The following is a 14,839-nucleotide window of genomic DNA, read 5'->3' on the forward strand; positions in this document are numbered from 1 at the left end:
CTTACGACAGTTCCGCAATCGCATCGGCACAACGCTCGCCATCGATAGCCGCCGACACGATACCGCCCGCATATCCGGCACCCTCGCCACACGGGAACAACCCCGGCAAAGTGACATGTTCGAGCCTTTCCTTATCCCGCGGAATACGCACAGGAGCCGAAGTCCGGCTTTCCACGGCAATCATTAGAGCCTCCCGTGTGAGGAACCCTTTCGAAATCCTCCCGAAATGAAGAAAACCCTCCCGCAACCGTTCGGTTATAAACTCCGGCATCCAAAAATGAAGAGGGGACGAAATTACCCCCGGAGCATAAGACGATACCGGCAAGTCATACGACACCGCCTTGTTCACAAAATCCGTCATACGCTGGGCAGGAGCCGTCTGCCGGCAATTGCCGTTGACATAGCAAGTCCGTTCCAGCTCCTCCTGGAACTTCATCACGGCCAGTACACCATATTTCTCATACTGCGGCAAGTCCTCGGGCCTCACCTCTACCACCATGCCCGAGTTGGCCCATTTCGACCCTCGGTTCGATGGCGACATGCCGTTCACTACCAGCTGTTCGGGACCACTGGCAGCCGGTACCACGAATCCGCCCGGGCACATGCAGAAAGAATAGACCCCCCGTCCCCGCGATTGGGTGACGAAGCTGTACTCCGCTGCCGGCAAATACTCGCCCCGCCCCTTGGCACTATGATACTGTATCTGGTCGATAAGCCTCTGCGGATGCTCGAGCCGTACCCCTACGGCAATACCCTTGGCCTCCAGCAAAATATCGTTGTCAAACAATCCGTTATACACATCACGCGCCGAATGGCCCGTAGCCAAAATGACTTTCCCCCGGAAAAACTTCCCGTTATGAGTCTCCACACCCACGACCCTCTTGTTTTCGATGACAAGCCTCTCCATCCGGGTCTCGAAATGCACCTCTCCGCCCGAAGCGATAATCTGCTTGCGCATATTTTCAATCACTCCCGGCAACTTGTCCGTCCCGATATGAGGATGAGCGTCCGACAAAATAGACGTGCTCGCCCCGTGCTGGCAGAAGATATTCAAGATGCGCTCTACCGACCCCCTTTTCTTGCTCCGCGTATAAAGCTTTCCGTCCGAATAAGCACCCGCGCCGCCCTCGCCGAAGCTATAGTTCGACTCGCTGTCTACCCTGTGCTCACGGCTGATAAGCGCAATATCCTTTTTACGGTCGTGCACATTCTTGCCCCGTTCTATAATCACAGGACGCAGCCCCCGTTCTATCAGCCGCAACGCCGCAAAAAGGCCCGCAGGCCCTGCACCCACCACAATCACCTCGGGCCTGTCCGAGACATCCCCGTATTCGATGCGCTGATACCCGTCATCATCAGGCAGCTCGTTTATATACACCCGTACACTCAGATTGACCAGTATCGTTCGCTGGCGGGCATCGATAGAACGCTTCAACACACGTACCGCATGTATCGCCGACACATCTACGGCCATATTTTTGCCGATGTACACTTTCAAATCCTGTTCAGAAGCTGCCTGTTGCGGCAGAACCCTGAGATTCATCTCCTTTATCATAACAATCCCTATCCGAACAATTGCCGGAAAGCCTCCTCCACCTTCCTTACCGGAATGATTTCTATATTCAATTTCTTTGTATCAAAACCCTTCAAATTATTGTACGGAATAAGAATCCGTCCGAAGCCCAGCTTTTCCGCCTCCAGTATCCTCTGTTCGATGCGGTTTACCGGACGTATCTCGCCCGAGAGCCCCACCTCGCCCGTCATGCACGTCAAGTTTTCGATAGCCAAGTCCATGTTTGACGAGAGAATGGCGCTGATGACACCCAAGTCCATCGCCGGGTCGTTCACGCGCAGGCCGCCCGCGATATTGAGAAAAACATCCTTCTGAGCCAGTTTGAAGCCCACCCGTTTTTCAAGAACCGCCAGCAACATATTCATGCGCCGGATGTCGAACCCCGTAGCCGAACGCTGAGGCGTGCCGTAAGCCGCCGTGCTCACCAGCGACTGTGTCTCTATCAAGAAAGGACGTATCCCCTCTATAGCCGCAGCGATAGCCACGCCGCTCAGTCCCTCATGATTCTGCGACAACAACAGTTCCGACGGGTTGCTCACCTCCCTGAGCCCGTTCTGCCGCATCTCGTAAATGCCCAGCTCCGCCGTGCTCCCGAAACGGTTCTTTATCGAGCGCAATATCCGGTACATATAATGTTGGTCGCCCTCAAACTGCAACACCGTGTCCACGATATGTTCCAGCACCTTCGGGCCGGCGATGCTGCCCTCCTTGTTGATATGTCCGATGAGGAGCACCGGAGTACCCGTCTCCTTGGCAAACTTCAATATCGAGGCCGAGCACTCCCGCACCTGCGACACGCTCCCCGGCGATGACTCCACAAGCTCCGTCGAAATCGTCTGTATAGAATCTATCACCACGATATCGGGTTGCGTATTCTTTATATGCACAAAAATATTTTCCAGCGAAGTCTCACATACGATATAGCAGTCCGCGTTCACATGCTCCAGCCGGTCGGCCCTGAGCTTTAGCTGCTTGGCGCTTTCTTCGCCCGACACGTACAGCACCCTTTTGCCCTCGATGCCCAGTACCGTCTGCAAGACAAGAGTAGACTTCCCTATACCCGGCTCACCGCCGATAAGCACCAGCGAGCCCGGGACCAGTCCGCCCCCCAGAACTCGGTTCAGCTCCGTATTGCATAAGTCTATACGAGGGTCCTCCGATGTCGTCACCTCATGTATCCTCACGGGCTTCACCTTCGATTTGTCCTCCGGTATGTAGGCTGACCGCTGGGGAGCCGCCTTGGAAACAATCTCCTCCACATACGTGTTCCATTCCCCGCACACCGGACATTTCCCTATCCATTTCGGAGAATCGGCCCCGCAGTTGCTGCATACATATACCGATTTAGCTTTAGCCATCTTCTATGATTAGTTTTTAAAAAACAAATATATTCACTTTCTGTCAGATTTACAGAAAATCTTCACAATAAATATCGGATTAAAACCAATAAATAACCTTTATACCCCTTTTTAGGATGAAAATACAGGTTCACCATCCCCCCATCCGGAGAAAACAGAAGAGGGGAGATAAGTATATTTGAGCAGAAATTCTATCCGATACTAAAACAACAATCAAAACAAGGCTTGACTGTTACAACAAATATATACCCGCAGTTTATAAAATCTAATTTTTTTTCACTATTTTTGTAAATGGAATTGAGCAACAGCTTTTTTCCAAGACATATTAGAAAAGAAAGAAGCGTTATGCTAAATTCTTGTGAGTGAAAACCTGAGAAATTTTCAACGATGACAAGAACGGCATAGTGGTTCTCACGCTATAGCGTGGGCTGCTATTTCCATATCTGTCATCAAAGGTTTTCTCAGGACCTTCACTCAAAGATATAGGCATTGCAGTTCCACGCTTCGTGATTTTAATAACGCCTTGTGGTAGCTGAAGGCAATAATAGAGACGTTATGAAAAGAATACTTTTTTTTGTTGTTCTATTGGTAACTTCAATTTCTTTATTTGCACAGAAAGATATTACCAAGTTTATGGGAATACCCATTGATGGGTTCAAACACGAAATGATCCAAAAACTTAAAGGAAAAGGGTTTGTAAGTTCTGCAAGCGATAAAAATATTTTGAAAGGAGAATTTAATGGCATACAGGTTGATGTACATGTTGTGACGAACAACAATAAAGTATATCGAATCATGTTATGTGATGCACATCAAATGGATGAAACAAGTATTAAAATCCGATTCAACAAATTGTGCCAACAATTCAAAAACAACTCTAATTATGTAAGTATTGATGATTATACAATAGCAGATGATGAAGATATTGCTTACGAACTGACAGTACATGATAAAAGATATGAAGCTGTATTTTATCAAAAGCCATTAGCGATAGATTCTACAGAGATAGCTGAAAAATTGAAAGAAACAGTTTTATCAAAGTACACTCAACAGGAACTGGATAATCCAACAGAAGAAATCCAGAAAGACATATATAAAATGTCTTTAGATTATGCTATAGAAATAGTGTTAAAGAAGCCTGTTTGGTTTATGATTTCTGAATTTGCGGGGGGATACTATATCACCATGTTCTATGATAATGAGTATAATAGGGCAAATGGTGAAGAGCTATGATAATAACCATTGAAATAATGTTTAGATGATTATTTACGACAATACTCTAAAGTCATATTTTTAAAAACTTTATAGTATTTGCGTTATTTGGGTAAATCTTTCTCACTCATATCAATATCATCCATTAAAAGAGTATACATATTGGATAAGGTTATCAAGATATACATTATCAAATCATAGAATAATATCAAATTTATAGTTGTCAATACAAGTTTTATAATACTATCTTTTGATAATAAGCATTATTTTTGCAACATCCCTTGAGAGAAGACATTTGAAACATAACTAAGAAAGTGCCTTATAATGTTGTATGGCTTACTTGATGGATGCAATTCAGCCAGGCAATGATTTCAAGCGGAAATTAAAGATTCTACTGGCAAACTGTTCCATAGTAGATGTTGTTGCAATGAAATTTCCTAAGTTGTGGTATACACTTATATTGAACTCACGTTAAAATAAGTAAATAACAATAATATATCATCATCTAATAAAAATTAATTTATGAAAAAATCATTGTTTGTATTTTTCTTGTGTCTGATGTCTTTTGCATCAACAAATGCACAGACTTCCACTTCCAACACGAAGACAACAGTTGCCTCGCCTGACAGCAACGTAAATTTTCGTCTGTATCAAACAAATAACCGTTGGACATTCTTGAAATTGGACACACGAACAGGTGTGATAATGCATGTGCAATATAGTACAGATAGTGATGCTATGCAGTATGAATTGAACAGCATGCCATTAGCAGAAGGCGAAGATGCAAAATCTGGCCGTTTCTTTCTTTATCCGACTGAAAACACTTTTAATTTTATTCTTCTCGATCAAGTAGATGGGAGAGTTTGGCAGGTTCAGTGGAATATAGATAAGAACAAGCGTGGTATTTGGCGGATATATTAGACTAATTCATGACACAGCCTCAGCAAAAACCATATTTGACGTATGCACTTGATGCGGATGGTAAGTTGATACACATTGATAGTGTATCAACAGGTTTGGCATGTAAGTGCTTTTGTCCACATTGTAAAAGTGAATTGGTGGCTAAGAATGGAGGAAGCCGTAAGGTTCATCACTTTGCGCACGCTAACGGAAGTGATTGTGTCGGAGCAATAGAGTCGGCTCTCCACAAAATGGCTAAGGATATTTTGCAAGAACATAAACTTATTATGTTGCCTCCTGTTCGACAAGGTGGAACAGAAAAGCGAACTGTATTCGGTAAAGTAGAAATAGAGGTGTTTGACAGAGAATTGTCTTTGCGCCCTGATTGTATTGGGTATACAGAAAATGGTTGTATTATGTGGGTGGAGTTCAAACGCTCACACGAAGTGGATATCAAAAAGGCCGGCAAGATTATTTCAGCAAAAATAGATTGTGTGGAAATAGATTTAAACTCTTGTGAACTTGACCCTGCAAAAGTTAAAAGTTTCATCGAAAACAGTGGAGAAAGGCGTAAGTGGATTTATAACCACGAGAATTTACATCCATTTCAATTTTACGAAAAGAATAACTACGTCCAGTATTACAACTTTGGTAATGGTTACAACTTGGGGCAAAGAATGCTTCGCCATATTGCCATTGACGAGCAAAATACAATAGTGAATTTGTACAATCTTGATGAGATTGATGCAAATAAGCATACTTACTTTTGCATAGCTTGTGGTAAAGAAGTATTTGTAGATGTGGATGATAGGGGAAATTATTCATTTTTACATTTGGATGAAAACATACCATGTGAGGATGACTTTTATTTGCATGAAGCTGCAAAAAAGGTGTTATGTAGAAGATTCAACACTCAACATAAGTTCGATGTATATATACCCCAACGGCACTTATGCGAAAAAGGGCATCAGTGTTTGCTCTTTAATGAAAACTGTTGTTCCGTTGCAATTCCAATACCTTATGACTTGAAAGCGTATGGATATGATTCGTGTGAAATAGAATATAAATTTCCTAATGAGCAATTTTCTTATGACATAGTCTTGAAACGGGGTGAGGATTTGAAAACAGCAATAGTAATAGTCATAGATGCGGAGACATGCCGCATAGAACCGGGGAATCTAAAAAATAGGACAATAGAAGTAGCCGTAAGATGTGAAAATGATGTTTTTGAATTGTATGATAAACCTTTACGTGGAGAATGTGTCAGATTCTTCAATTTTGGACATAAAGATTTGAAGACCACATCATGGAAGAATGTAAATCGTAAAGTATTGAAATTTAGATTGTTTTCCAGTGGTAAATATTATTTGAGTACAGAAAGTTGCATGAGTACAAAGAAAAAAAGTGCAATATATGAGATAATTATATCCAAAGGTACAGAAAACTATAAAGTGATGAGACAATATGCGGTATTGCGTTGTTATAACAAGAAAAAAGTATTGTGCCTTTGTGAAATCTGTTACTATTTAAGGGAGGTGAATGGCATCTGTCACGAAAATATCTGCATAAGGTATAAAAGAAAAGGAACTCCAAGAAATCCACTTGAAACAATGCACACCGGATGTCAGTATTTTAGGTTGGATAGAAACATTGAAACTACATTGGAAAAAGAGTGTTATGGTTTGGAGTTTATAGAAAAGGATTTGACAGAAAATAACTTGAATTAGTCAAGACTCAAATCTGACAGTTACGCATAAAAAGAATAATTTTGTAACAGAAAACAGATTAGGTTATGACAACGTCATAGATTTTTCATCTCAATCCGAAATTATTGTATCTTTTTCCTGAGAATTTCTAAATTTGCAATTACGAAAGATATTCGGAAAAATATACGTAAGTGCAGAATTTATAAGTCAAAGAATACAATGAAAACAAAACTTTTTGGGAAAACCTTCTTGCTATTGATATACACACTCAGTTTTATGGGCTGTAATGACGATGATAACGAAGCCACGGAAATACATCATTTGTCATTTGAAAAAGACTATTACGAACGACCTTTGGTCGGAGCGAAAGACATCATGATACGAGGAGGAAATAGAGATTATGCTGTCGAGATAGAAAATCCCTCCATATTGGAAGTTACCGTAGATTTATCAAGCCCTGCTGATATGGGTAATTTGGAAATACATCCGAAACAAAAAGGAGAAACGACAATCAAAGTTCGGGACAAAGTTGCAAATGAAACTGTCGACTTGAAAATCAAGATTGTAGACAGTTACCTGAATCTGGCTGTTGCCAATCCGATAAAACCACCCTACCGGCAAGAGGATGAGTTTTTCTTAATCAACAATGAAGATAAAGACTTCTATCTGTATGATAAAGAGATGACATTAAGACATACAGGCAGCTATAAGTTCTTTGTAGAGAGCAATATCCCATATATGGAACTGACCTATCATGAAGACTTTGAAGGCAAAAAAACATATAAATACAACTTGTCGGGTACAGACCAAGCCATGTTTTATGCCATAAAAGGATTATTAGGCTGGGATTGGCATGCCCCCGTTGAGAGTCCGGCGACAAAAGAAATATCCCCCGTCGGGATGAATGCCACAGATACCGAAACGAATACAGTATATTACTTTGTTGCAAGGACAAATGACATGCCCGAGCACGTGTTAGACTGACGACCAGCCTCCGATAAGCCTTCAGTATTTGTATATGATTTATGATTTGGAACATGATTTATGAAGAAGATTATTCTATCCGGTTTCTTATGCCTTACCTTTACAGCATCTGCACAAAAGGAATATTTTTCCATAATAGGAAAAACATTTGTAGAAGAACACATAGTTCCTGACCATACAACAACTTCCCCTTTAGGCGGTGGCACATATATCCGGGTCAAGGAAATACCGACACGAGGTTGGTTGGCAGATGCAGAAGGATATTTTAGAATAGATGGCCTGCGAAGGGGGAAATATCATCTGACCTTTTCATATATCGGTCTTGAGCCTGTAGATACAACACTATTCATTGGCAACGATGTAGATTTGAGAATCACATTATCAAATCTCAGTATTTCTACCCCGCAACTGTCCTTGATACTTCCGGAGAAGGAAATATGTGAGGTACTGAAAAGGACATTTTGGACTAAATACGGGATTCGAGGGTCGTTTTACACAAAAGAAAGTTTGCAAGACAAGTCGCAACGAATGACGGCCTTAGGCTATTTCCACGAAGTTAGGAAAAACCGGATAATTTTTGACTATCTCGATACGAAATACGGATATAGTTGGAGATATGAAGCCCCCAAAGGGATAATAGGTTTAGACGAAACATTAGATACGTATGAAATTTTTACCAGATGAAAGCCCTGTCAGAAATAATAGCCCGAAAACAAATCTCTTACCGTGGACAATGAAGAGAAACGGCAGCAAGAGGCCAATTCCCTCAATCGTGTTGACGATTCCTATACCAAAATCGTCATGGTAGGCTACAATTTGTGTATTTTTTTATGTATTTTATGTGATAGACAAAAGAGTATATATACTGTTTAGTACCATTTTAGTATCATTGTTTGTATTTCAAAAAGAATAAGGTTGAACAACCGTCAATGTTTGTACAAATATTCATAATGCAGTTTTGAAAACAAAGTTATCGAATATTTGGGTACTTAAAAAAGATTTGTTGCCTTTACAACATTAGAACCTGCCAAGCCTCTCAACGATGCTCAAATCGGCGGGTCGTTTTTTTATTATACCTGTATGAAAACGAATTTCATCAAACCGTATTCCTCACCGAAACAGATTATTCAGATATTAAAGACACGTGGTATGCTCATGGAAGATACTTCCTCGCATCCGTTTCTCCGAATAACAACTTCAATGAAAAGGTGGCTGATTTACTGGCTTGTTTTCCTTTAATAGACAGGCCGTAGGTGATGTCCCAATAAGTAGAGCCTACCCGATATTTTTTTATTCAGTAAGAAATGGTGGAGAGTGTCGATGACATTCATGGCTCCGCCACGCCCTGCTACGGCAACTGTTCCGCAAACCTTGTGACGGAACATGCCCGGATTGGAGTCGCTTACCACACTGGCACATTCAATGACAGCTTTTAATGTAGATGGAACATCAGCGGAATAAATGGGAGAACCCAACAGAATGTTGTCGGCTTCGGCGTTTTTTTGAACAAGTCTATAATGAGATGTCCTTCTTTTCCGTCTTGGAGCCTTTGCGGTCTTTTGTGCCTGACAACTGCCGAAGACTGGACAGATGCCGGTAATTGCCGAATGCCTTCCATTGATAGGATATGTTGCAGATTGTCGCTATGCTGTCTGCAATGAAGGCCATCTGTGTGGCGTTGCAACCCTCGTAGGGACGGTATTCGTCATCCGTAACCCCTTCCCGATGCAATGTGTCCGGCAGGACGAGTTTTTTTGCACCTTTTAATGCGTCGGAAAAATTCGGGGGCGGCAGATGAGGTTGAGTCATTATATGACAACAAGAAACGCAGCGTAAGATAAAATAAGCCGATGCATCTACGCTGCGCCTCTGCGTCACAAAAAGTATTTTTAGCCGGACGTAACTATTCGGTCAGGATTCTGACCGGGCCCGTCAATCCCGACTTTTGAAGCGGAGATTTAGGCCGGTAAGTACGGCATACATACGATGTTTTTCGCTTCTCTTCCGGTACTCTGGAATCCCCCACCAGACGATTTACCCAGTTGTTTACCACTGAGATTTCTATCGAGTTCTTGCCCCGTTTCAAGACATCGGTGATATCCAGAGTATAAGGAGCCGTCCATACACCGCCCGCATACTTTCCGTTCACCTTCACTTTAGCCATTTCGTATACCTCTCCCAAGTCGAGAATTACCCTTTTGCCGGCAGGAATCTCCTTTATTTTGAATGAGTTTGTATATACAGCCGTACCCGAGAAATACTTCACATAGTCATCATCCATCGTCGACAAATCTTTCAAAGCCTCCGGTTTCAGTTTCTTCCCGTCGTTGACCATCGATTTCAAAGTCAGGCTCCAGTCGTCGTTTATCACGGACAACACCTTTGTTTCCGGATAGTTGAGAGCCATGTCCAACACTTGGGGCTCACCCGATATATCTTTGTCAAATACGATAAAAGCGCTTTCGTTGGGATGCAGTCTCATCGGGATATGAGTTACATTCCCCACGTTTACAAACGATTTGAGGGTACGTACCGAACCGTCCATCGGGCTCCATAATTCAGGAACTTTCCCTCCGATGCGGAATTGAGCCGTAAATTCAATGTCCTTTTCGGTCTGGTTGCTCACAAAATAAATATCCCGGTCACGCTGTGTCGTATGGGCATATTTCACGTCACTGTCGATAGATATCCGGAAGTCCGGCATATATCCCATCATACCGAATATATCTTCTATGCTGTATCCGGCAAACAACCATCCTTTACCTATGCGGCGTATCGTTTGAGAGTTGCTGTTGCCCCACAATTCGTCGGCAATAGCTTTCACTTCGGCATCCGCCTCCATATAGTCTTGGAGGCTCGGCGACCTTTCCGGTTTGGGGCCCAGAATGATGGCACCCTCTTCGAGAAGCCGTTTTATTTTTCTGATGACCCTCGGGCGCATGGTTTTGCTCGGCGGTAAAACAAGCAATTTATATCGGGTGCCATGAGGCAAAGACAATATATGCTCCTCATTGGCAGAAAGATAATTCTCGATGACCTCGGCATTTATGAAGTCATATTGGAATCCCTTAGGCAGAGCCGGTTCGGTAATACCTGTCATTACAGGGACATCCTCTCCGATGTAATAAGCCACATCGGCCACGTAATTCCCCTGTTGCAGCAAATAATTGCAACGCTTCAGATAGTCGGTAAACAAGTCTATATGGCTGTACCAAGTATTTTTACGGTTAAATTCGTTCCCGAACCAGCAATTCAGTCCCGGAAAAGAGGTCTCATCGGGTTGGGAGACATACAAGTGAAGTAGAGTATTATTGATACCCTCTGTAAAGAACTTGTCGCCCCGCTGTTTCATATGGCGGGGACTGCGGGCAAACTCCGGCCCGCCGCACGTGAACGATTCGGACGATACTTTGCCTTTTCCGTATATGTGAGCCGCCGATGACGCCGCGCGGTTCTCTATGTCGCCCAGCGAGCCTTCGCTCCAGAACTCGCCCGCCACTTCGTCCGACTGGCCGCCGTACTGCAAAAATTCACCGGGAAACCCCCAATGCCCGTATGACTCCAGCCATATACCGAACCCGTCTTTGTGGGCAAGCTCCCGCATACCGCCTATATGGTCATAGGCCAGGCGGTCGGCAATCATGCGGCGCAAGTCCCATAAGAAGCGGTCCGACTTGTCGGTACTGCCTACCACAATGCCGTCAAAGGTGAGAAGGTAAGGAGTGGGGTCATATCCGAAATGCGATTTGAAATAGTCGATAAAGTCGTCTCCATAATTTTGCGTAGCTTTCTCATAACTGTCACATACAATCATTTTCCAGGTCTTCCGGTCATTTTCCGGAACCCGTCTGAGTATCTCGCCTATAAAACTGTCGTAGTGGTGTTTCAAGTTCTCCCGGTTCCAGCGGTCTACCTCAGGGCCTTCCCCGTCGCCTTTTATGGCAGGGGCATTACATATGCCCGTAGGAGCCATGTAAGTACGTACGATTTCCCAATCACCCTCCGGGACATTCCAGACAACCCGGTCGGCATCGATGTGGTCGGTGATGTCGATAATATCCCTTTCCGAAACTACGGCATCCGGTGCATAAGAAACCCGGTTGTCCCATTTATAGTCATGCCACATCGGCTGGGGAGTCTGGTGCATTTTGCTCAGTATCTTGTCTGCATAGCGGTCTACGATAGGAGTTTCGGACAATTTGAATTCCTTTATTTTGCAGTTGGCATTGATATTCATCTCTACCATGAATTCCTCGCCGCGCGTTTCGGGTACAGCCACAGCCGTAGGAGCCAGCCCGTCATATCCCACTTCGTTCTTTAGAACTGTGCGGTCGGCCCCGAAAGAACAAACCTCTTCGAAAGCCCCGTTGCGTTTCACCTTTACGGAAAAGTAAGCCCTGATAGGCGTAGCGCTCTCTATCCGGATAGAGCGGAGTGTAAAATCCTTCTTCGACGGCCTTACCGTAATGCTGGCCTTATCGCGTTCAAATCCGCCTGTAGTATTCAAGTCCCCGTCGAACATCCGGGCGACATCCGTCACGCCCTCTGTCGTAATATGATCTACCGTCGCCCTTATATCAGGAGCGATGTTGTTACGTTTGAAAGCAAGCACTTTTACATTCTGCAGGAAGTTGTCGGGGTGGGGGAATACGATGTCCCTTTCGCCTCCGCCCGTTACCAGAGCATGTTGTGAAGCCAAGTAACGCATCGACTGTTTCGGGTCTACCCACGGCCCTCCGGCCTGGCTCCATCCGGGGCCGTTGAAAATGCCGATTTCGATATTCTCTTCAGTAGCCGTTTTCAAAGCAGCGTGTACGATGTCATACCACTCGTCGCTCTGCATATACACAGGGCCGTGCGGCATTTCTGCAATACCCTGGAATCCGATAAAAGCCCGGTTGATACCCGCCTTTTTCATCGATTTCAAATCATTGATGACACCCTCTTTACTTATATTGCCCGATATCCAGTACCAGTAGCAACTGGTTTGTACATCTTGGGGCGAGGCAAACACCTTGCGCATATCCTGGTAACTGTCGGTAGCCGTGGCAGCCGGTACTTGTACCGTAAGCAACAACAAGGCTGCTGCGACCAAAGACGATTTTAAATTCATCGATTTCATGATAATATATCCCTTATATTTCTTTTATGTTGTTTCACCTGACTATCTTTACCCCTTTCGGAGCCTGTATGTCACATACGACTTTTCCCCGGCCGTTTTTCGTGCAACTTACCGTTACGATACCGTAAGGAGTGGGAAAAGTCCCTTTGACCGACTGTAGCGGGCCGAGGTTGGGTTTCACCTGCAGGACACGGCATCCCGGTTCTATCGGGACGATGCCGAGCACATGCCGGGTAAGCCAGGATGTAGGGCCCGATGCCCATCCATGGCAAAGGCTCAGCCTCAACCCCTTATAACAATAAGCACCCCCGCCTGCATGTATGTCATGCTTGCCCGGCGGCACTATCTCGTCGATGCGTGCCGCATTGGCTACGTCGGCATATTTCAAATCTTCCCAGAAAGTAGTCGCCCCCAAGTCCAGCATCGCTCCCCAATATGTAGAGATGAAGTCGAGAGCCTCATCATATTTGCCCAGCATGGCAAGAGCCTCCAGCATATAATACCCGTAAAACGTTGAGAAACCGTCAAGGCCGTTTTTCAATATCGTTTCACAATCCTTCTCCGGGTCTGTGCTCAACCCCGATATGATATTCAACGCTGCCGCCTGGCTGTTATCATGAGCATCCACGGCCACCCCCTTCATCCGTTCGAGGCAGCTCGATGCCATTCTTATCATATCCCTGTCACCGATATACTCCCCGATTTGTACAGCCGCTTTCATCGCCATGAAAGAGAGCGATTGCAGTCCGCTGTGTATCACATTCCGGTTTTCCGATGTCGGCCAGTCGAGAAAGCGTATTCCGTCGAGCCGTTCCATCCCGTTCTCGTCAATCCTCTCGTCGATCTGCTTGACGAGACGGAGCAAATAGTCGCGCTGGCTTTTTAAGTAATCGAGGTTGCCCTGGTACATATACAAGTCCTTCTGTATGATTATCCACCACAACGAATAGGAGCACATCCCGTTCATCCAGCCCGGAAAAGGCGTATCGTCGCGGGCAAAGTCGAGACTCTTGTACACCACCTCTTGTTCCCCGAATACATTGTTTATCGTCATCACCTCCGGATGCATGTCGCCCACCCATACGAGCCGGTCGCGCTTTATCCCGTCCCAGAGGTACTCCTGCATGTTCAGTTTTACGGTATAAGCACCTGTTTGCCATATTTGGTTTATCCGTTCATTATCAGAGCAGAACGACCCCTTGTCCTCGATGTCCCTTATCAGCGAGACAGCCGATACATGGCGCAAGTTATATTTTATATCCTTATCGAGCAAGTCTATCCTGGCAAACCTGAAGCCGCTGTTCCCGCATTGGAAAGAGCCCAGCCACGGAGCCGAGACCGTAAAATCACGCAACGAATGCTCGTTGGTCGGATTTTGAGGGTTATCCGGCATATTCACGTCGCTCATGGCCTCCGTGACCGACTCGCCCAGGCGTATTCTCAATCTGACGGGAACTTTACATTCCCGGATAGCCGAAAATATTTTTATCCTTCCATACATTTCCTTGCCGAAATCCAGTAAAATGGAGGCCTGATGCGTGTCGGAGCTCATCAGGGTTGCATACGAAGTATCAGATACCGATAACTGTCCGCTGAATGTCCCCAACAGGTGATTGGGATTGGAGACGAATTTCCCGGTATTATCCGACATCCAGACGATTCTGGCCGGAGGTACGGTTGTATGCGTGACTTTCGCTTGGGAGCTGAGCGCAAACAAGCATAAGAGAGAAAACACTATAAATAAATGAGGTTTCACCATTACGTAAAATTATTGTTTGATAAAGTTGATTTTTTTTGATTTACAATGTTACGCAATTTACGGCCGTATCAGTTTTTCATTTATCCCGATTTGTGTGATATTTGTCTTCAAAGTCTCGTGTTTTGTCTCAAAAGTTATTATATAAGTCTCAAAATAGGGAAATCGTACAAATTTGTTTTGAAATATACGATATTTTGAGATAAATTTACACAATGATTTATCACA

11 protein-coding genes are annotated in these 14,839 nt (G+C 44.4%); 5 read left to right on the forward strand and 6 right to left on the reverse strand.

From position 1 onward, the window contains the following. Nucleotide 1: 1 nt before the first annotated feature. Nucleotides 2-1,555 (reverse strand): NAD(P)/FAD-dependent oxidoreductase, encoded by a 1,554-nt coding sequence (locus Cop2CBH44_RS00970; RefSeq protein WP_044229716.1) that lies wholly within the window; start codon nucleotides 1,553-1,555, stop codon nucleotides 2-4. Nucleotides 1,556-1,563: 8 nt separating this feature from the next. Next, a complete protein-coding gene (gene radA, locus Cop2CBH44_RS00975; protein WP_200755376.1) occupies nucleotides 1,564-2,931 on the reverse strand; it encodes a DNA repair protein RadA in 1,368 nt (455 codons plus the stop codon). A gap of 555 nt (nucleotides 2,932-3,486) precedes the next feature. Here radA and Cop2CBH44_RS00980 point away from each other — a divergent pair. From Cop2CBH44_RS00980 to Cop2CBH44_RS01000, 5 genes are all read left to right on the forward strand, one after another. Beyond that, a complete protein-coding gene (locus Cop2CBH44_RS00980) occupies nucleotides 3,487-4,164 on the forward strand; it encodes a hypothetical protein (protein ID WP_200755377.1) in 678 nt (225 codons plus the stop codon). A gap of 501 nt (nucleotides 4,165-4,665) precedes the next feature. Further along, a complete protein-coding gene (locus Cop2CBH44_RS00985; protein WP_074023947.1) occupies nucleotides 4,666-5,064 on the forward strand; it encodes a hypothetical protein in 399 nt (132 codons plus the stop codon). Nucleotides 5,065-5,072: 8 nt separating this feature from the next. Beyond that, the gene (locus tag Cop2CBH44_RS00990; protein ID WP_200755378.1) at nucleotides 5,073-6,770 is read left to right on the forward strand and encodes a competence protein CoiA family protein; all 1,698 of its coding nucleotides are present in this window, start codon (nucleotides 5,073-5,075) and stop codon (nucleotides 6,768-6,770) included. Nucleotides 6,771-6,968: 198 nt separating this feature from the next. After that, the gene (locus Cop2CBH44_RS00995; protein WP_246469155.1) at nucleotides 6,969-7,733 is read left to right on the forward strand and encodes a hypothetical protein; all 765 of its coding nucleotides are present in this window, start codon (nucleotides 6,969-6,971) and stop codon (nucleotides 7,731-7,733) included. A gap of 60 nt (nucleotides 7,734-7,793) precedes the next feature. Further along, complete coding sequence (locus Cop2CBH44_RS01000; RefSeq protein WP_200755379.1) at nucleotides 7,794-8,417, forward strand: peptidase associated/transthyretin-like domain-containing protein; 624 nt, start codon at nucleotides 7,794-7,796, stop codon at nucleotides 8,415-8,417. 551 nt (nucleotides 8,418-8,968) lie between these two features. On the opposite strand, the gene Cop2CBH44_RS16670 is transcribed toward Cop2CBH44_RS01000, so the two are convergent. Genes Cop2CBH44_RS16670 through Cop2CBH44_RS01020 form a run of 4 tightly spaced genes read right to left on the reverse strand, consistent with a single transcriptional unit; the run spans nucleotide 8,969 to nucleotide 14,614 of the window. Continuing rightward, the gene (locus tag Cop2CBH44_RS16670; protein WP_200755380.1) at nucleotides 8,969-9,208 is read right to left on the reverse strand and encodes an NAD(P)H-dependent oxidoreductase; all 240 of its coding nucleotides are present in this window, start codon (nucleotides 9,206-9,208) and stop codon (nucleotides 8,969-8,971) included. Between the two features lie 37 nt (nucleotides 9,209-9,245). Beyond that, the gene (locus Cop2CBH44_RS01010) at nucleotides 9,246-9,611 is read right to left on the reverse strand and encodes a hypothetical protein (protein WP_200755381.1); all 366 of its coding nucleotides are present in this window, start codon (nucleotides 9,609-9,611) and stop codon (nucleotides 9,246-9,248) included. 25 nt (nucleotides 9,612-9,636) lie between these two features. Then, nucleotides 9,637-12,855, reverse strand: a complete 3,219-nt coding sequence (locus Cop2CBH44_RS01015) for a glycosyl hydrolase (protein WP_200755382.1) — start codon at nucleotides 12,853-12,855, stop codon at nucleotides 9,637-9,639. Nucleotides 12,856-12,889: 34 nt separating this feature from the next. Continuing rightward, nucleotides 12,890-14,614 (reverse strand): alpha-L-rhamnosidase-related protein, encoded by a 1,725-nt coding sequence (locus Cop2CBH44_RS01020; RefSeq protein ID WP_200755383.1) that lies wholly within the window; start codon nucleotides 14,612-14,614, stop codon nucleotides 12,890-12,892. Nucleotides 14,615-14,839: the final 225 nt, after the last annotated feature.

The sequence above is a fragment of the Coprobacter secundus subsp. similis genome, assembly GCF_015097275.1.
Lineage (GTDB): Bacteria > Bacteroidota > Bacteroidia > Bacteroidales > Coprobacteraceae > Coprobacter > Coprobacter secundus.